This window comes from Shimia sp. MMG029, assembly GCF_027947445.1.
GTDB lineage: Bacteria > Pseudomonadota > Alphaproteobacteria > Rhodobacterales > Rhodobacteraceae > Shimia.
On record NZ_JAQJIM010000001.1, the window covers coordinates 98554 to 117803 of the forward strand.

16 protein-coding genes are annotated in these 19250 nt (G+C 57.6%); 9 read left to right on the forward strand and 7 right to left on the reverse strand.

Annotated features, from left to right (window positions below):
• Position 1 precedes the first annotated feature (1 nt).
• Together PJL69_RS00530 and PJL69_RS00535 are read right to left on the reverse strand one after the other, a co-directional pair.
• Positions 2 to 1108: an ABC transporter ATP-binding protein gene (locus PJL69_RS00530; protein ID WP_271307924.1), complete on the reverse strand. Its 1107-nt coding sequence runs from the start codon at positions 1106 to 1108 to the stop codon at positions 2 to 4.
• 65 nt (positions 1109 to 1173) lie between these two features.
• Positions 1174 to 2184, reverse strand: coding sequence for an extracellular solute-binding protein (locus PJL69_RS00535; protein WP_441347454.1), 1011 nt, complete (start codon positions 2182 to 2184; stop codon positions 1174 to 1176).
• A 349-nt stretch (positions 2185 to 2533) separates the two neighbouring features.
• On the opposite strand from PJL69_RS00535, the gene PJL69_RS00540 reads away from it, so the two are divergent.
• From PJL69_RS00540 to PJL69_RS00550, 3 genes are all read left to right on the forward strand, one after another.
• The gene (locus tag PJL69_RS00540) at positions 2534 to 3439 is read left to right on the forward strand and encodes a LysR family transcriptional regulator (RefSeq protein ID WP_271307926.1); all 906 of its coding nucleotides are present in this window, start codon (positions 2534 to 2536) and stop codon (positions 3437 to 3439) included.
• A 79-nt stretch (positions 3440 to 3518) separates the two neighbouring features.
• Entirely contained in the window at positions 3519 to 4733 is a 1215-nt protein-coding gene (locus PJL69_RS00545; protein ID WP_271307927.1) for an ABC transporter substrate-binding protein, read from the forward strand.
• Between the two features lie 3 nt (positions 4734 to 4736).
• Positions 4737 to 7526, forward strand: a complete 2790-nt coding sequence (locus tag PJL69_RS00550; RefSeq protein WP_271307928.1) for a hybrid sensor histidine kinase/response regulator — start codon at positions 4737 to 4739, stop codon at positions 7524 to 7526.
• A gap of 338 nt (positions 7527 to 7864) precedes the next feature.
• Here the strand turns inward: PJL69_RS00550 and PJL69_RS00555 are convergent, their stop codons facing one another.
• Both PJL69_RS00555 and PJL69_RS00560 read right to left on the reverse strand, forming a co-directional pair.
• Positions 7865 to 8494 carry a 3-oxoacid CoA-transferase subunit B gene (locus PJL69_RS00555; RefSeq protein WP_271307929.1) on the reverse strand — a complete coding sequence of 210 codons (630 nt, stop codon included), beginning with the start codon at positions 8492 to 8494 and terminating at the stop codon, positions 7865 to 7867.
• Position 8495: 1 nt separating this feature from the next.
• Entirely contained in the window at positions 8496 to 9218 is a 723-nt protein-coding gene (locus PJL69_RS00560; RefSeq protein ID WP_271307930.1) for a CoA transferase subunit A, read from the reverse strand.
• A 246-nt stretch (positions 9219 to 9464) separates the two neighbouring features.
• Between PJL69_RS00560 and PJL69_RS00565 the strand changes: the two genes are divergently transcribed.
• Positions 9465 to 9926, forward strand: a complete 462-nt coding sequence (locus tag PJL69_RS00565) for an NUDIX hydrolase (RefSeq protein ID WP_271307931.1) — start codon at positions 9465 to 9467, stop codon at positions 9924 to 9926.
• Between the two features lie 102 nt (positions 9927 to 10028).
• Here PJL69_RS00565 and topA read toward each other — a convergent pair whose 3' ends face one another.
• From topA to tldD, 3 genes are all read right to left on the reverse strand, one after another.
• Positions 10029 to 12632, reverse strand: coding sequence for a type I DNA topoisomerase (gene topA, locus PJL69_RS00570; RefSeq protein WP_271307932.1), 2604 nt, complete (start codon positions 12630 to 12632; stop codon positions 10029 to 10031).
• Between the two features lie 177 nt (positions 12633 to 12809).
• Positions 12810 to 13982, reverse strand: a complete 1173-nt coding sequence (dprA, locus tag PJL69_RS00575) for a DNA-processing protein DprA (protein ID WP_271307933.1) — start codon at positions 13980 to 13982, stop codon at positions 12810 to 12812.
• A gap of 129 nt (positions 13983 to 14111) precedes the next feature.
• Positions 14112 to 15533, reverse strand: a complete 1422-nt coding sequence (tldD, locus tag PJL69_RS00580; RefSeq protein WP_271307934.1) for a metalloprotease TldD — start codon at positions 15531 to 15533, stop codon at positions 14112 to 14114.
• A gap of 180 nt (positions 15534 to 15713) precedes the next feature.
• On the opposite strand from tldD, the gene coxB reads away from it, so the two are divergent.
• The 5 genes from coxB (at position 15714) to PJL69_RS00605 (ending at position 19224) form a co-directional block, all read left to right on the forward strand.
• A complete protein-coding gene (gene coxB, locus PJL69_RS00585) occupies positions 15714 to 16562 on the forward strand; it encodes a cytochrome c oxidase subunit II (protein WP_271307935.1) in 849 nt (282 codons plus the stop codon).
• Between the two features lie 99 nt (positions 16563 to 16661).
• Complete coding sequence (gene cyoE / locus PJL69_RS00590) at positions 16662 to 17600, forward strand: heme o synthase (RefSeq protein WP_271307936.1); 939 nt, start codon at positions 16662 to 16664, stop codon at positions 17598 to 17600.
• Between the two features lie 3 nt (positions 17601 to 17603).
• Positions 17604 to 17771, forward strand: coding sequence for a hypothetical protein (locus PJL69_RS00595; protein WP_209097613.1), 168 nt, complete (start codon positions 17604 to 17606; stop codon positions 17769 to 17771).
• A complete protein-coding gene (locus tag PJL69_RS00600) occupies positions 17771 to 18370 on the forward strand; it encodes a cytochrome c oxidase assembly protein (RefSeq protein WP_271307937.1) in 600 nt (199 codons plus the stop codon). Before PJL69_RS00595 ends, PJL69_RS00600 begins: the two co-directional genes overlap by 1 nt.
• Positions 18371 to 18423: 53 nt before the next feature.
• Positions 18424 to 19224: a cytochrome c oxidase subunit 3 gene (locus tag PJL69_RS00605; protein WP_271307938.1), complete on the forward strand. Its 801-nt coding sequence runs from the start codon at positions 18424 to 18426 to the stop codon at positions 19222 to 19224.
• Positions 19225 to 19250: the final 26 nt, after the last annotated feature.

Sequence of the window (19250 nt, forward strand, 5' to 3'; positions counted from 1 at the left end):
CTTACTGCTCCTGCGCTGCATAACAGCGGGCCTGTTCGGCGCTCCAGCGTGTGATCAGCCGGTCGCCTTTTTTCAGGTTCGCGAGCGCGCCGGTCTGGGGCAGGGCTGCGCTGATCAGGCCGCCAGCGGCGTCGCGCACGGTGACAGAGCTGTTTGCGCCATTAAAGAGCACGGTTTCCACCACGCCTTCGGAGGCGTTGCTGCCGGGCTGTTGCGCGGTGCCGATGGGCAAAAGGTCAATCGCTTCGGGGCGCAGGAAGATTTGCGCTTTTTGACCAACAGCGAGGCCCGCGTTGGGCGCAGACACCTGCACTTCGCTGCCTGCATCGGTCACGAGCGAGAGCATGGCGCCGTTGGTTGCGGTGACTTTTGCGGACAACTTGTTGGCTTCGCCAACGAAGCCCGCAACAAAGGCGGTTTGCGGGGCGTGGTAAACCTCATGAGGCGTGCCCACCTGCTCAAAGCGGCCTTTGTTCATCACGGCGATGTTGTCGCTCATCACCAAGGCTTCGGATTGGTCGTGAGTGATGTATACGAAGGTGGTGTCAAACGCGGCCTGAAGCGCCTTGAGCTCCACCTTCATATGTTCGCGCAGTTTGAGATCCAGCGCGCCGAGCGGCTCATCCAGCAGAAGCACATCGGGCTCAAGTACCATGCAGCGGGCGATGGCCACGCGCTGGCGCTGACCCCCGGAGAGCTGATCCACACGGCGCTTGGCCACACCGGGCAGGCCGACGCGTTCCAGAGCTTCATCGACACGCTTGCCAATCTCTTTTTTGCCAACACCGCGCTGGCGCAGGCCAAAGCCGACATTGTCGCCAATGTTCATGGTTGGGAACAGCGCGAGGTGCTGAAACACCATGGACACGGGGCGTTTGTTGGGCGGCACGCCAATCATGGAGGTGCCTTTGATCCGCAGATCGCCGCTGGTGGGGGACTGAAAGCCTGCAATCATGCGCAGCAGCGTGGTCTTGCCGCAGCCGGAGGGGCCAAGGATGGAGAAAAACGATCCTTTGGGCACGTCAAAGCTGATGCCGTCGACGGCGCGGAAATCGGTGAAGTCTTTCACCAGATTGCTGCAGGAGAGATCGGGGGTGCTGTTGGTCACTGGGGGCCTCAAAATTGGTGAAAGGGCGCCCACGAGGGGCACCCTTTGCAATGGTTTAGAGTGGTTTATTTCGCTGCGTTCACGCGATCCAGAGTGGCACCTTCCAGTGCTTCCAGACCTGCTGGCACCGGTGGGTACCATTTGATGTTGTCAATCGCCGCCTGATCAAAGCTGCCCTGATAGCGTGCTTTCAGATCGGCATTCACACCGGCATCGCCATCTACAGCGGCGGTGAAGTTGCCTGCGGTGTTGGTGATCATCGAAGCGATGTCAGGGCGCATCACAAAGTTGATCCAGTCATAGGCGGCATCATCGGCGCGGCCACGTGTGGGCAGAACAAAGGTGTCGATCCAACCAAGCGCACCGGCTTCTGGGGCGACAAAGGTGATGTCCGCATCATCGGCGTTCAGCTGCCATCCGCCGGTGTCCCACGCCATGGAGGCGATCACTTCGCCAGAGCGCAGCAGTTGTTTGATTTCATCACCGCCACCCCAATAGGTTTTGACGTTTGGCTTACAGTCGATCAGCTTTGCTTCGACCTGATCGAGGATTTCCTGATAGGCGGCTGCATCATCATAGGCTGCAAATGGGTCAAGGCCCATGGAGTAGGCAAAGCCGATCAGGGTTGGGCGCTTCAGGCGGTAGGACACTTTGCCAGACACAGAAGCCTCGCACAGATCGGTGTAGTCGGTCACTTCGCCTGCTTTGGCGGTGTTCACAACCAGGCCGCTGGTGCCCCAGACATGTGGCAAGCCGTAGACTTCTCCGTCAAAAGTGGAGTTTTCCGCAGTTGCGGCGAGCATGGACGGGATGAACAGCTCTGATTTGATGCGGGACATGTCGATTGGCTTATAGATGCCAAACTCTTCCTGCGCGCTGGTGATGCGGTCTTGGCTGGGCTGTGCCAGATCAAAGCCGCCGCCGTTGGTGGCGCGCAGTTTTGCAATCATCTCTTCGTTGTTGGAGGTGGTCACCTCAACAGTGTGGCCGGTTTCTGCCTCAAACTTCGCGATGACCTCTTCAGGCGCGTAGCCGCCCCACGTCAGCAGGCGCAGTGTGTCTGCGCCAGCAGCCATAGGTAGCGCATAAATGGCGGTTGCGGTGACAGCCGCGACGCCGAGCTTTTCAAAATTTGCAAACATCGTGTTTTTCCCTGTGTTGCTGGTGAGGCGTGCCCCTGTGCAAATCATCAAGCTGGATTGTTTCAGGCGCTGATCAGATTGCGCCCTGACGCTCCAGGCCGACGGTTCATCTGTACGCGGTGCACTCCCTTTCTCTTCCCCAGGTGTGAGTGAATCGCCACCTGACCGGACAGCGCAAAGGGTGCCGCAGTCGCATCTATAATTCAACATTATTATTACTGTTACATATAGTATGTCATTATACTAAAAGATTTTGCGAGAGCGACCAAGGGACAGCATCTTCATGACCGCCATAGAGCCATTGCGCATTCGACAGCTTCAGGCCCTTGGCCTGTTGGGGGAAAGCGGTACGATCAGCCTGACCGCCAAGGCCATGAACATTTCACAACCTGCGGTGAGCCGCCTGCTGTCGGATCTGGCAAAGGAGCTTGGATACCCTTTGTTTGTGCGCTCTGGTCGCCGCATGGTTTTGACGCGCGAGGCGCAGTATCTGCTGCCGGAAATCGAGCGTATTTTCAGCTCGATGGAGCAGATCAGGAACTTGCGTCACAACATTCAGGGTGGCACCAGCGGCCATTTGAAAATCGCGTGTCTGCCCGGGTTTTCAACCAGCCATCTGCCAACCGTGGTTGCAGATTTTCTGGAGGCCCGCCCAAATGTAACGGTGACAATTGAGCCTGACCGCCCTGAGCGCATCCTGGACTGGGTGATTGGCGAGCAGTATGACTGTGGCATCACCGATACATTTCGCCCGCACCATGCGCTCAACAGCAAAACCATCCCGATCCGCTGTGTCTGTGTCTTTCCCGAAGGGCACCGGCTTGAGGCGCTGGATGTGGTGACCCCCAGTGATTTGGCAGGGGAGCGGATTGCCCATGATCGCATTGGCAGTGAGTTTTATCTGCGTTTGCGCGAATCGTTGGAACGCGAAGATGTCGCCATGGACAGCTTCATTGAAACCCGTCAGTTCACCTGTGCCTGCGAATTGGCGGCCAAGGGCGTGTGCGTCTCTGTCTTGAGTGAGCTGGATGCGCGCGAATATGTCGGGCGCGGGGTCTCTTATCGGCCTTATACCGGCAATCTGACGCATCGGTTGTCGTTGATCTGGCCGAACCACAAATCGACTTCGGTTTTGACGTTGGAGTTTTTGGCTAATTTCGAAAAGAGCCTGCAACCCTTCGCCGTTTGACCGCAAGTCTAGAGGTTTTGTTAAGGTTTTGTTCTTACTCTGTTCATGTTGAGAGTGCTTGTTTTGTTTCGGTGTTGTTATGGTTTTACGTGTTTTTGCGCTGTTGTGCGCGCTGATAGGTGCCCTGTCAGGGGCGGCCTCTGCGGAGTCTGTTAAACTTTATCTGGATGCGGATCGCACCTCCAATTATGCCTCTGCGCGGGCCATCGAGGTGGGGATGCGCGCGGCGTTTGATGAGGTCGGTCATGTGATTGACGGGCGGGTCGTTGAATTTGTGGTGCTTGATCACCGCGCCAATGCGCGCCGTTCCCAACGCCATTTGCAACAGTTTTTGACCGACCCGGAGGCGATTGCCGTGGTGGGGGGGCTGCATTCGCCGCCCTATTTGCGCGCAAAAGACTATGTCAATGAAAATGGCATCCCGTTGGTTTTGCCCTGGTCTGCCGCCGCACCACTGACGCGGTCAGAGACCGAACGGAACAGCATTTTCCGGCTGTCACTGGATGATTCCAAAGCCGCAAAAATCATTGTGCCACAAGCCGTAGAGACCGATCAGTGTCAAAATGTCAGCCTTGTTCTGTGGCGGTCCGGTTGGGGGGAATCCAACGAAAAAACCATGGTGTCTGAAATGCAAACGCTTGGATTTGAGGCATATACTGTTCGGTATTTTGCGGGAAATCTGAGCATGGCGGATGCGGTGTCTTTGGCGCGTGATTTGGATATGGCAGGCAGTGATTGCGCAATCTATGTCGGCAATTCGGCAGATGCTGCCACGATTTTCGCAGCGCTCAGCGAGACACAGATGGCGCTGCGCATTTACAGCCACTGGGGCGTCACAGGCGGCAATTTTGAGACGCAAGTCCCGGCGCAGGTGCGCGATGAGCTGGCGCTGACCTTCATCCAGCCATGTTTTGATTTTGATACGGGCGACGCATTGACCGCGGAGCGGCTGGAAACGGTGGCGCGCACCTATCGGGAGGATTTTGATGCCAACGGCTACTTGCGCGCCCCAGCGGGTTTTTTCCATGGTTTTGATCTGGGGCTTTTGCTGATTGAGGCGCTGAGGCAGGTTGACCCTCGCGCAGATATTGCCACCCAGAGGGCAATGTTTGTGGCAGCGATGACCCAGATCGAGGGGCCCATCTCAGGGCTGTTGCGCAGCTATTCCTCCCCCTTTTCTCCTTACGCGCCAGACAATCCGGACGCCCATGAGGCGCTCGATGTTGGCGATTTCTGTATGGCGCGCTTTGATGCTGACGATCGGATTGTGACGGCCCGAGCCGACAGTTTCTGAGCCATGGGTCGTTCCTTTCGCTACACATTGGTGTTCAACATATTTGTTGTGCTGGGATCGCTGGCCTCGGGCGCATTCACCAGCGCGGTGGTGCGCCTGTCAGTCTCTGAGCAGACGCTGACCTCCCAGCAAGAGTTTGCGCGGGCAGAAGGGGATGCGCTGGCAGAGCGGTTGAACGCTCAAATGGATCAACTTGGCTTGAGTCTGTCGTTTTTGGCGGCACAACCGGCAATCGTGAACAGGGTTTTGGGCGATGCAACAGGCGATAGTTTCACGGAGGCGATCTTTCGCAGCTACTTCGAGGTGAAACCTCTGGATGGTGTTGTTGTTTTTGATTTCTTTCCCGAAGAAATTTATCGGCTGGATGACACAGGCGCGCTGTCGACGCGCCTCACAGACCGGGCGGCTGCGTTGGCTGAACGGGTGATTTTGCAAGAGCGCAGGCTGTTTGATGTCGCCTATCTGAACAATCAGCCTGCGCTTCTGGTGGCGACGCCTGTGTTGGCAAATGGCGCGGTTGAAGGCGTGATTGTTGCTGTTGATGCAGCTTGGGCCTTGCCGGCACAAATTATGCCCCCAAAAGCCACAGAGCTCTGGATCTTACCAACCTCGGAAGAGCAACCGGGGCAGTGGCGGTTTGCCAGTGCCTTGCAGGATGTGGGCTTTTTTCTGCATGTGCAGTGGGATGCGCAGGCTTTGGATCTGGCGCGTCACGATTTGTTGCGCTCACTGACCTGGGCCATTTTTGGGATCTTGCTGCTGACGGCTCCTGCCATGTCATTTCTCGGTCATCGCTTGCTGGTGCGCCCGGTGCAGGCGCTGCAACACGCCAAGCGTGAGATGGAAATTCTGGAAGAAAAACAGCGCGAGTTATCAGAGGTTGCCATCCGCTCCAACGACGCGGTGGTGATCACCGACAAACAACGGCGGATCACTTGGGTGAATCCTGCCTTTGAACGTTTGACGGGTTACACATTGGCAGAGGTTTTTGGGCGCGCACCTGGCGATTTCCTGCAAGGGCCAGAGTCTGACCCTGCGGTGATTGCCGATATGTCCCGCAATCTTGACCTTGGGAATCCGGTGTCCGTCGAATTGGTGAACTATGCCAAAGACGGACGGCCCTATTGGGTGGATATCGCCATCAATCCGGTGCTGGATGAACAGGGGCAGCTGCTGCGTATGATAGCGGTTGAAAGAGACACCACGCGCCAGAAAGAACACGAAGCCAAGCTCAATCGCGCGGTGCATGCTGCGGAGGAGGCCAACAGAACCAAGAGCCGGTTCCTCGCGAATATGAGCCATGAGATCAGAACGCCGATGAATGGCATCATTGGCATGTCTGAAGTGCTTTTGTCAGAAGATTTAACCGCGGAGGCGCGCGAAACTGTGGATGTGATCCGCTCCTCTGGGCTGGCTCTGGTGGGGATCATCAATGACATTCTGGATTTTTCCAAACTTGAGGCCAATCAGTTTGAGACATCGACCGAACCTGTGTTCATAGACGATCTGGTCTATGAGGTTGTGGGGCTTGTAAAGCAGGGATTGGAAAAGCCGGAGGTCGCTTTTGAGGTCGCGGTTGGCGCGGACATGCCACGCGTGATCTGGTCTGATGCGAAACGGCTGCGACAGATTTTGCTGAATGTTGTGGGGAACGCCAATAAATTTACGCTGCGCGGGCATGTACGGGTCACCCTTGAGCGCACGGACACGGAAACATCGGAGCGTTTCACCCTGCATGTGGCCGACAGTGGGGTCGGCATCGCCGCCGATAAAATTGACCGGGTTTTTGAAGCTTTCAAGCAGGTGGACAATTCTGCCACGCGTACATTTGATGGCAGCGGGCTTGGTTTGGCGATCACCAAGGGGCTGGTGGATGTGATGGACGGCGAAATTGGGGTGACGTCCACTTTAGGGGAAGGCACAACATTTTCGATAACCTTGCCGCTAAGCACGGCCCACTGCGCTCAGGCGCCTGTCCACAGTCTTTCCGGAAAACGATGCGCAGTTTTCGTACCAGAGAATGATGTCCCACACTTGAAAACGGCGCAGTATTGGGCCGAACGCTTGGCCTATCTTGGCGCAGAGGTGACCATTTTTACGTCGCCGGACGCAGTGCCGCCACAGTCTGACCTCGATGCACTGCTTGTCTTTGGGAGGGCGTGCGTTGCGGCGGATAATGGGGACTGCCTGGTTTTTGACATCGGTTCGGTCGACGCAGGGTGCGGGCACCACCCTTGGCTCAATCCGCTGATGACCAATTCCACATTGGTGGACCGTCTGTGCCCTGAGCCTGAGGCAGACGTAAGTGCGGTTTCCGGGCCTTCTGGTCTGCCCGAACTTCGGCTGCTTGCGGCAGATGACAATCGGGTCAATCGCCTGGTTTTGGAAAAATTGTTCAAGAAAGAGCACGTTGAGATTGTGTTCTGTGTGAATGGCAAGGAAGCGGTGGAGGCCTTTCAGACGGATCGCGGGTTTTCTGCGGTGCTGATGGACATTTCGATGCCTGTAATGGGTGGTTTGGAAGCGACGCAACGGATTCGCGATTTCGAATTGCTGCATGGCTTGCCTACCACGCCGATCATTGCGCTGACTGCCAATGCCAGTCGTGAAGATCGCGAAACCTATCTGGCGAGCAACATGGATGCGGTTCTGTCCAAACCCTTCAAAAAAGAGGACTTGCTAGATCTACTGTGGGAGTTTTCCAAACACAGCAATGCAAACACGCCTTTGCAGGGCAGTGAAGCAAACACGCCTTTGCAGGGCAGTGAAGATGTGGCCAAATTTGGCAGCTGACAGACCGACATCGCGACAGGTTTGACGCACACCGCATATTTTGTGCCCGCTGTGGACGCAAATGGCGTTGGCCAAGCGCTGTGCATGGGGTGCGTCCGGAGACGTTTGGCGCGCGGCGGCTGTGCCTATACCTGTGCGCATAGGCACTCTAAGACCGCTGGGCCTAACAGACAGCAAGGTCCGTAAGCGCGAAAAATATGCTGACATAAAGCGTTGCAGAGTGGAGGCAGATTGTTTTTAGGCTGAAAGCGGCTGTTGCCTACATACCGCAGAGACACGTGTATCGGTGATCGGAGCGTCAGGCACCTGTGGGGTGCCTGAACAGTTTTGCAAATTGCTCAGTTGACCAAAGTGGCTTCGGTTGCGGCGCGGAACTCTTCCTCGGATACGCCCTCGGCCAGTTCCACCAATTTCAGGCCTCCTTCGACCACATCGAGCACGCCGAGATTGGTGATGATGCGGTCGACCACGCCTTTGCCGGTCAGCGGCAGGGTGCATTCTTTTAGCACTTTGGACTGGCCGTGCTTGTTGGCGTGATCCATCACCACCACCACGCGGCCGACACCGGCCACCAGATCCATCGCGCCGCCCATGCCTTTCACCAGCTTGCCGGGGATCATCCAGTTCGCCAGATCGCCGTTTTCCGCCACTTCCATCGCGCCGAGGATGGCCATGGCGATTTTGCCGCCACGGATCATCGCAAAGCTTTGCGCGCTGTCAAAATAGGCGGTTTGCGGCAGTTCGGTGATTGTCTGTTTGCCAGCGTTGATCAGGTCTGCGTCCTCATCTCCCTCAAAAGGGAAAGGGCCCATGCCGAGCATGCCGTTTTCAGATTGCAGTGTGACTTCAACACCTTCGGGGATGTAGTTGGACACCAGCGTCGGGATGCCGATGCCGAGGTTCACATACCAGCCGTCTTGAAGTTCCTGTGCGGCGCGTGCCGCCATTTGATTGCGATCCCAAGCCATTTTATGCCTCCTCGCGCGGGCGCGTTGTGCGCTGTTCGATACGGTTTTCATGCGCGCCGGCGATGATGCGGTGCACGTAGATGCCGGGCAGGTGGATCGCGTCCGGATCCAGCGATCCGGTGGGCACGATTTCCTCAACCTCAGCGATGCAGATCTTGCCGCAGGTGGCGGCAGGCGCGTTGAAGTTGCGGGCGGTTTTGCGGAACACCAGATTGCCGGTTTCATCGGCTTTCCACGCCTTCACAATGGCCAGATCGGCAAAGATGCCCTCTTCCATGATGTAGTCTTCCATCGCGCCATCCGGCCCGGTTGGAAATTGTTTTTCCAGTTTGCCCTCGGCAATCACGGTGCCCACGCCGGTCTTGGTGAAAAAGCCCGGAATGCCCGCACCACCGGCGCGCATGCGCTCGGCCAGCGTGCCCTGCGGGTTGAATTCCAGCTCCAGCTCGCCGGAGAGATACTGGCGCATGAATTCCGCGTTCTCGCCCACATAAGAGCTGATCATCTTTTTGACTTGCTTGGTCTGCAGCAGGATGCCGATGCCAAAATCATCAACGCCTGCGTTGTTGGAGGCAAAGGTCAGATCTTTGACGCCGCTGTCTTTGATGGCGTTGAGCAGCAGCTCCGGAATGCCGCAGAGGCCAAAGCCGCCTGAGGCGATGAACATGCCGTCAGACAGCACGCCCTCAAGCGCGTCTGCGGCATTGGCATATACCTTTTTCATAGGTCTCTCTCCCTAGGGTCGGAAATTGTGCAAAGTTGTGACGGCGCGTCAGGAGGGAGTCAACGATGGCAGGGGCAAAGGCGTATTACTACGGGGGCGTTTGAGGTGGCGGGACGAGGGCCCGGCTCCTCACGCTCCCCGGAGTATTTGCGACAGAATGACGTTTGGATGGGGGGATATCAGCTGTTGGTAAATGGGCGGTGGCGGTGTTCACTGAGAGGGCCGCGCCACGAAGAGTTCTGAGCCATGCCCAACATCCCCATTTTCACCGATTTTGTCTCGCTGCTGGCGATCAGGACCACGGCAAGCGGGGCTGAGGTCTTGCTTTTGAAGCGCATTTCCTACCCAGCAAACACATGGTGTCAGGTCGCGGGGCGGATTGAGGCGGAGGAAACCGCGTGGCAAGCGGCGCTCAGAGAGCTGCGTGAGGAAACAGGGCTCGTGCCACGTACGCTTTATTCCGGAGATATTTGTGAGCAGTTCTATGAGCCCAAGCAGGATGCGTTGATGATTGCACCGGTGTTTGTGGCGGTGATTGACCCGGAGGCGCAGGTTGTTTTGAACCACGAGCACAGCGCCTGTTGCTGGGCAAGTTTTGATGCGGCGCGGGAAATGGTTTCTTTTGGGGGGCAGCGGCGGGTGTTGCAGGCTGTGGAGGAAGAGTTTGTGAAGCGGCCTCCGAGTTCGCACCTGCGGATAGAGGTCTAACACCCGGGCGTGCCCGACCCAAAATGGGTGACCGGCTTTGCGGGGCAGGCCTCAAAAAAACAAAAGGCCCCGCGTGGGGGCCTTTCTTTGGATGGGGGTAGCTTATTCTGTGTCAGCCGCCTTTTTGGTTGTGGTTTTCTTGGCCGCTGTTTTCTTGGCGGGCGCTTTCTTTTTTGCAGCGGTTTTCTTGGGGGCCGCTTTCTTGCGCGCGGGCTTTTTCTTGGCCGCTTTTTCGGCGATCCATTGGACCGCCTGCTCCATGGTCACGTCGGCCACTTCCACCTCTTTAGGGATGGTGGCGTTGACTTTTTCCCATTTCACATAAGCGCCATAGCGGCCGTCCATGATGTTGACCGCGCCGCCGTCATCGGGGTGTTCGCCCAGCTCGCGCAGCGGTTTGGCGGCTGCGCCGCCGCCGCGACGGCCCGGGTTGTTGCGCTTTTCAGTCAGCAGCTCGACCGCGTGGTTCATGCCGATTTCAAAGACATCGTTGGGGTCTTTGAGGTTGGCGTAGACCGGCTTTGCGTCATCGGGCAGCTGGTGCATCACGTAAGGGCCGAAACGGCCAAAGTTGGAGGTGATCATGCCGCCTTCGGGGTGCATGCCAATTTCGCGGGGCAGGGACAGGAGCGTCAGGGCCTTGGCGAGGTCCATGTCGTCCTTGTTCCATCCTCGCGGGAGGGAGGCACGTGGCGGCTTTTTGTTTTCAGGCGTGGGCTCACCACGTTGCACATAGGGGCCAAAGCGACCGGCCTTGAGCCAGATCTCATCCCCAGCGTCTTCGCCGAGCACACGCTCATCACCGTCTGCGCCTTCGCCCGCAATTGGGCGGGTGTAGGTGCATTCGGGGTAGTTGCCGCAGCCGACAAAGCCGCCGGTGCGGGAACTTTTGAGGTGCAGCTGGCCGTTGCCGCATTTCGGGCAGACACGCGGATCGGAGCCGTCTTCGCGGGGTGGATAGAGCTGTGGCGCTAGCGCGTCATCCAGCACGTCAAGCACCTCAGAGATGCGCAGCTCGCTGGTTTCGCCGATGGCGGCCGAAAAATCTTTCCAGAAGCGTGCGAGCACGTTTTTGTAGTCGCGGTTGCCTGCGGAGACGTCATCGAGCTCTTCTTCGAGGTTCGCGGTGAACTCATAGCCGACATAGGTGCGGAAGAAGTTCAAAAGGAAGATCGTGACGATGCGGCCCTTATCCTCTGGGAAGAGGCGGTTTTTGTCTTTGCGGACGTATTCGCGATCCTGAATTGTTGTGATCACGGAGGCGTAGGTGGAAGGGCGGCCAATGCCGAGCTCTTCCATCTTTTTCACCAGCGTCGCCTCGGTGTAGCGGGGCGGTGGCTGGGTGAAATGCTGCTCTGGGGTCACGGTGCGTTTGTCGGCCTTTTCGCCCTGCATGATCTGAGGCAGGCGCTTGTCATCATCATCGACGACCTGATCGTCGCGGCCTTCTTCATAGACGCGCATAAAGCCGTCAAACAGCACCACCTGACCGGTGGCGCGCAGCTCGACCTGTTGATCGTCAGAGGCGATGTCGACCGTGGTGCGCTCCATGCGGGCACCGGCCATTTGGCAGGCCAGCGTGCGCTTCCAGATCAGATCGTAAAGCTTGCGCTGGTCGGCGTCGGTGACTTTCAGGTCATCGGGTTTGCGCATCATATCCGTCGGACGGATACACTCGTGCGCTTCTTGCGCGTTTTTGGCTTTGTTTTTGTAAATGCGCGGCTCTTTGGGCACGTAGTCGTCGCCATAAAGCGTCTGGATCGCGTCGCGGGCGGCGGCCACAGCCTCGGGTGCCATGTCGATTCCGTCGGTCCGCATATAGGTGATGTAGCCGGCCTCATAGAGGCGCTGGGCGGCGCTCATGCATTGGCGCGCACCCATGGAGAATTTGCGGCTGGCCTCCTGCTGCAGCGTGGAGGTCATGAATGGGGCCGACGGGTTGCGGGAGGCGGGTTTGGCCTCCACGCGCGCCACGGACAGGTCGCGGGACTGAATGGCTTGAACGGCCAGTTCAGCAGCGGTGCTGTTTTCCAGTGCGTATTTGTCAAGCTTCTCACCGCCCAAAACGGTGAGGCGGGCCTCAAACTCTTTGCCACGTGGGGTGGCGAGCAGGGCTTTCACGGACCAGTATTCACGGGCGTTGAACGCCTCGATTTCCATCTCCCGCTCAACGATGAGGCGCAGGCAAACCGATTGCACGCGGCCTGCAGAGCGCGCGCCGGGCAGTTTGCGCCAGAGCACGGGGGAGAGGTTGAACCCCACAAGATAGTCGAGCGCCCGGCGGGCGAGATAGGCATCCACCAGCGGCTGATCCACCTGACGTGGGTTTTGCATCGCCTCGGTCACAGCGGCCTTGGTGATGGCGTTGAACACCACGCGCGATACGGGGGTATCTTTTTTGATGGCGCGGCGTTTGCGCAGGGCTTCCTCAAGGTGCCAGCTGATCGCCTCTCCTTCGCGATCGGGGTCGGTTGCGAGAATGAGCGCGTTGTCTTCTTTCAAAGCATCGGCAATCGCTTTGACATGTTTGCGGCTGTCGGTGCCGACTTCCCATGTCATGTCAAACTCGTTGTCAGTGTCAACCGAGCCGTCTTTGGCTGGGAGGTCGCGAACGTGGCCGTAAGACGCCAGAACTGTGTAGTCTGAGCCTAAGTATTTATTGATTGTTTTGGCTTTGGCTGGGGATTCTACGACGACTACTGGCATGAAATTTCCTCTCGACTCGGCGCGAGCCTTATGGCGGCGAAAAATGTGGGGCGAAAGGGGGGATTGTCAATCCATGGTGGTTTTTATCGTCATTTTTGAGTGAATGCGCTGCGCTTTTGTTGGGCGCGCGCGGGGCGAGGGCGCTTGGCCGTCGGGGAGCTTGATTTGGCTTCGATGTCAGTTTTTGGAGAGCAAGCCGCCGGAAAGACGGTTGATTTTGCCGCTGACCTCAAGGTCCAGCAGTGCTGGGGTTAAGATTTGCGGGGGCAGGGACAGATCCCGCACGAGTTGATCCTCGCTGAGCGGGGAGGGGCCGAGGCGCCCAAGGATTTCGGCGTGCAGCGCGGCTGTATCGCGCAGATTGCGTGCAGGTTTCGGTGCGGTATCGGTGGGGATATTGGGTTGTTCTGTCTTCTGAGGAGTGTCGCGTGCGGACCGCATGGGGGGCTGCATCGGTAGTGTGCTGAACACTTCGAGCACGTCATCTGCACCGCGAATGAGTGTGGCACCGTCCCGGATGAGGATGTTGGCGCCTGCGGCGCGGGCATCAAACGGGTGGCCGGGGACGGCAAGCACATCGCGCCCCTGATCCAGTGCAATGCGCGCGGTCAAAAGGCTGCCGGATTTCGAAGCGGCCTCTACCACGATAACGGCGCGCACAAGGCCGGAAATGATGCGGTTGCGGGCTGGAAAATGGCGCGCGCGTGGCTCCATTGCGGGGGGCTGCTCTGACACGCAGACGCCGTGCGTGCCAATGTCGTTTGCAAGGGAGATGTTCTGGGCGGGGTAGGGGCGTGCAAGCCCACCCGCGTAAACAGCAATCGTGCCGGTGCTGAGAGCGGCCTGATGGGCGGCGGCGTCGATGCCGCGTGCAAGGCCGGATACGATGATGTAGCCCGCGTCCCCCAATTCTTTGGCTAGGCGGGTCGCCATGCGCAGACCAAGAGAGGAGGCGTTGCGCGCCCCAATCACGGCGACGGCAGGTTTTTGAAGCAGCTCGGTTTTGCCCTGAGCCCAAAGCATGGGCGGCGCATCTGGGATTTCTGCCAGCAGCGGGGGGTAATCCGGCTCCCCAAAAAAGATCGGCCGCGCTCCTGTGGCGCGGCCGTCATTCAGTTCACGTTCTGCATCTTCGCGGGACTTGGCTGTGTAGCGTGCCACCCCCGCCGCTCGGGCAATACCGGGCAAGGCGTCAAGCGCAGCCTCCGCTGAGCCGTGTTCTGCTATCAATCTGTGGAAGGTGATGGCCCCGACGCGTCGGGATCGCAAGAGGCGAAGCCGCAGTAATCGCGCTTCCTCCGTGGTGGGTGGGATTTGGGGGTGAGTGGAAGAAATTCGATCTTCGGTCATCCGCAACTCCGCCTGCTTGCAAGGAATAATTATGGCGACAGTGGTTAACAGGGCGTAAACCAAGGAAAGAAAATCGCAGTTTCTGCTAAAATTTTTCTGAGTGATTGCCCTGTTAAGTTGTCTAGCGTGTCAGGTCGCTGAGCCACCCACGGTCAAACCTTCCATTAAAACAGTGGGTTGGCCAACGCCGACCGGCACCCATTGGCCAGCTTTGCCGCAATTGCCCATACCCGGATCCAGCGCCATATCATTGCCGAGCCCTTTGATCTGCATCATTGCGGTGGCGCCATCGCCAATCAAAGTTGCACCTTTGACGGGTGCGCCGACTTTGCCGTTTTCTACGCGATAGGCCTCGGTGCAGGAGAAAACGAATTTGCCATTGGTGATATCCACCTGACCGCCGCCAAATCCTACGGCGTAGATGCCATCCTTCAGCGAGGCCACCAGATCGGCGGGGTCAGAGCTGCCGCCCTCCATATAAGTGTTGGTCATCCGCGGCATGGGCGCATGCGCATAGCTTTCGCGACGCCCGTTGCCAGTTGGGGCCACCCCCATAAGGCGCGCATTTTGACGATCCTGCATATACCCCACCAGAATCCCATCTTCGATCAGCGTGGTTTTGCCTGACGGCGTGCCTTCGTCATCGACGGTGATGGAGCCACGGCGATCCGGGATGGTGCCATCATCGATGACAGTCACGCCTTTGGCGGCGACCTGCTGGCCGATCATGCCTGCAAATTTCGAGCTGCCTTTGCGATTGAAGTCGCCTTCAAGGCCGTGGCCCACAGCCTCATGCAGCAGAATGCCGGGCCAGCCCGGGCCAAGCACCACTTCCATCGGGCCAGCTGGGGCCGGGATGGCAGAGAGATTGACGCAAGCGACGCGCAGAGCTTCGCGGGTTTTGGCCTGCCAGTCCGCTGGATCTAGCAAACCGTCCAAGCCGATACGCCCGCCGCCGCCCGCGGAGCCGCTTTCGCGGCGCCCGTTTTCTTCGACGATGACAGAGACGTTTACCCGCGTCATGGGGCGCACATCGGTGATCTGGCTGCCGTCTGGGCGCAGGATCACCACTTCCTGATGAGATGCGGCCAACGTTGCGGAGACTTGGACGACACGGGGGTCAAGATCGCGGGCAAAGGTGTCGATCTCGCGCAGGGTTTCGATTTTTACAGGGAAATCGATTCCGCCGATGGGGTCGGCGTCTGTGTAAAGTTTGCGATTGGTGGGCAGGGGACCCGCAGCCAGTGTGCCGCCCCCTGCGCCAACGGCGAGGCGCGCGGTTTCTACGGCGCGTTTGATGGCCGCTTCGCTGATCTCGGAGGCGTGCGCATAGCCTGAGACTTCGCCATTCACAGCCCGCAGGCCGAATCCTTCGGCAGCGTCATAACTGGCGGTTTTGAGGCGTCCATCGTCAAAAACCAATGCTTCGGAGCTGCGACGCTCCAAAAACAGCTCTCCGTCCTCTGCGCCATCGGTGGCTGCGCGCAAGAGTCGCAGGGCGGTGTGCTCATCGACTTTGTTTTCAAAGGGTTTGAAGTGGTTTTCGGCCATGACCTATGGTGCCTCTTTATTTGATCTAGATCAAAAAAGCGTCCGTTTGCCGCAAGCTTCGATCTTTATTTGAGACCTAGAATATGGTTTCTGGTGCTAAAATAACAGCGGGGTTGTGCTCATAGAGCAGGCACTCCGAAAACAAACGGCAAAATAAAACGCAACCGATCAGGGTGAGACATGCGACGAATATCGACATTCCTGGGCCTAACGGCAGCTACTTCCGCCACCTCAGCACTTGCGCAGAGCGCTGAGACCATTGGCAAGCCCGTGCCCCAAGCCACAGGGTTTCAACCCGCAGCGACAGAGCTTGCACGGCAAATTCACTCTTTGGATTGGTTGATCCTTGTGATCATCACAGTGATCGTGATTTTTGTGACTGCTTTGATTCTGTATTGCATGGTGCGCTTCAGCCGCCGCAATAACCCGGAGCCCTCAGCTTTCACGCACAACACGCCGCTTGAGATCGCCTGGACACTGGGCCCGATCCTTATCTTGTTGTTCATTGGTGCAAACAGCCTGCCGGTTCTGTTCAATCAGCAGGAAATCCCAGAAGGCGACGTGCACATCAAAGTCACAGGGTACCAGTGGTACTGGGGCTATGAATATACCGATCACGAGTTTGAGTTTGACAGCTTCTTGCTGGGCAAAGAGGCGCTTGCGGAGAACGGCTACAACGAAGATGAGTATCTGCTCGCAACCGACACCAAAGTGGTTGTCCCTGTTGGCAAGACCGTGGTGATGGACGTGACTGGTGCGGATGTGATCCATAGCTGGACCATCCCATCGTTTGGTGTGAAGCAAGATGCGGTGCCTGGTCGTATCGCCCAGCTTTGGTTCAAAGCGGAACGCGAAGGCATTTTCTTTGGCCAGTGTTCTGAGCTTTGCGGCAAGGACCATGCCTATATGCCGATCACAGTGCAGGTTGTTTCTGAAGCTGAGTACAACGACTGGCTGAAGGGCGCGATCGAAGAATATGCGGGTGACATCACCACGCTTCCGGGTGTAAAGGTCGCCTCTGCAGACTGAGGCACGCCACCCCACGATATTGGGCGAGCACAGCACTCTCCCCATCAAAAATGACAAGGCGTGCAGGCACTGCCCGCCTTTTGAAGAACAGGACGATCCATGAGCGACGCAAGCCTCAACACGCAAGCCAGCACCGGTGACGCAGAATTTGGTGATTATTTCGCGCTACTTAAGCCGCGCGTGATGTCGCTGGTTGTGTTTACGGCCGCTGTGGGGTTGCTGGCCGCGCCCGGCTCTGTACATCCGTTTGTCGCCTTCTGTGCGATCCTGTTTATCGCGGTGGGCGGTGGCGCATCTGGCGCGTTGAACATGTGGTACGATTCGGACATTGACCGCGTGATGAAGCGTACCCAAAGTCGCCCCATCCCGGCCGGAAAGGTCACGGAAGGTGAGGCGCTTGCGTTTGGCGTTGCCTTGTCCGGGTTTTCCGTTGTGATGCTTGGCCTGGCGGCGAACTGGGTGGCGGCTGCACTTCTGGCGTTCACCATCTTTTTCTACGTTGTGATCTACACCATGTGGCTCAAGCGCTGGACGCCGCAGAACATCGTGATTGGCGGGGCGGCTGGGGCCTTCCCTCCCATGATCGGCTGGGCTGTGGTGACAGGCGGCATTTCGATTGAAAGCGTGCTGATGTTCACATTGACGTTTATGTGGACCCCGCCGCATTTCTGGGCGCTGTGTCTGTTCATGAAGTCTGATTACAAGGACGCAGGGGTGCCGATGCTGCACGTGACCCACGGGCGGCGTGCCACGCGCAATCATATTCTGGTCTACACGTTGCTCTTGGCTGTGGCGGCGATTGGCATGGGTTTCACGGGCGTTGGTGGCCCGCTGTATCTGGCGACGGCGCTTCTGTTGAATGTGTTGTTTGTTGCGGGCGCAATTTCCATCTGGCGCCGTGACGAAGCGATGTCAGAGGCGGATGATTACGCGCGCGAAAAGAGCTTCTTTAAGCTTTCTCTGTTGTATCTTTTCCTACATTTCGGGGCGATTTTGGGCGAAGCCGCCTTGGCGCCCTATGGCTTAGGAGGCTGGTAGACCATGAGTTTTCGGGAGGAGCATGATCTACACAAGCGCCGGTTTGGCCGTAATCTCGGCGTGGCGCTGGTGCTTGTGAGTTTCATTTTTATTGTGTTTGGCCTGACTGTCGTGAAGGTCACACGCGGCGATTATGAGCCCGAAAATGCCAGCATCCAGAGGACTGGGTGATGGCGATGGATCCCAAGACAAAAACGCTGGTGCAGACTGTTGGCGTTGTGACGTTGATGGGGGCTCTGGCATGGGCATCCGTGCCGTTTTATGACTGGTTTTGCAGGGTCACCGGCTTTGGCGGTGTGACCAGCACGGCCGAAACTGGCAGCGATGTGATTTTGGATCGCACCATTAAAGTGCGCTTTGATGCCTCCACAGAGCGGGATATGCCGTGGGACTTCAAGCCGATGCAGCGCGAAATGGAAGTGCGCATTGGCGAAACTGGCCTTGCGTTCTATGAGGCCTACAATCCAACCAACCGCCCGGTTGCCGGCACCGCAAGTTACAATGTGGCGCCCTATGAAGGGGGCGGATTTTTCACAAAGATTGATTGCTTCTGCTTTGAAGAGCAGGTGCTGCAGCCCGGCGAACGGGTGATGATGCCTGTAAGCTTCTTTGTGGATCCTGAGATCGTGGATGACCGCGATGCCAAACATCTGAAGGTGATCACTTTGGGATACACATTTTACGAAACAGACTTGCCTGAAGAGCTCGCCGCATTGGCAGCTGAACCGTCCGATGGCTTGACGGTGACAGGCACGACTGACCAAAACTAACGAACTGGGCAAAACGACAAGAAAGCAAGCCGGCCAACGAGGGAATATCTAATATGGCGCACGCTAAAAATCACGACTATCACATTTTGGCCCCCTCCTGGTGGCCGTTTCTAGGCTCTGTTGGCGGCTTTTTTATGCTGTTTGGGGCTGTGCTCTGGATGCATGACAGTGGACCTTGGATGTTCCTGATCGGCCTTGTGGCCGTGCTGGGGGTGATGTTCTGTTGGTGGGCAGATGTTGTGGCCGAAAGCAAGGTTGGCGACCACACACCGGTGGTGCAAATCGGCCTGCGTTATGGCTTCATTCTGTTTATCATGTCCGAAGTCATGTTCTTCTCGGCGTGGTTCTGGACCTTCTTTAAGCACGCAATGTACCCAATGGGCCCCGATAGCCCTGCAGTGGACGGTGTGTGGCCGCCCGCGGGCATCGAGACCTTTGATCCATGGCACCTGCCGCTGATCAACACGTTGATCCTGCTGTGCTCCGGCTGTGCGGCGACTTGGGCGCACCATGCGCTGGCGCATGAAGACAACCGTCAGGACATGAAGATGGGCTTGATCCTTGCCGTGGGGCTGGGCGTGATCTTCACCGTTTTCCAGGCGTATGAATACAGCCACGCCGCCTTTGGCTTTGCGGGCAACATCTACGGTGCCTCGTTCTTTATGGCGACTGGCTTCCACGGGGCGCATGTGATCATTGGCACCATCTTCCTGCTGGTGTGCCTGCTGCGCTTGAACGCGGGGCACTTCACCAAAGAAAAGCACGTCGGATTTGAGGCGGCGGCCTGGTACTGGCACTTTGTGGATGTGGTTTGGCTGTTCCTGTTTGCAGCAATCTATGTCTGGGGGCAGTAATCGCTCCGATTTGACACACCACAAAA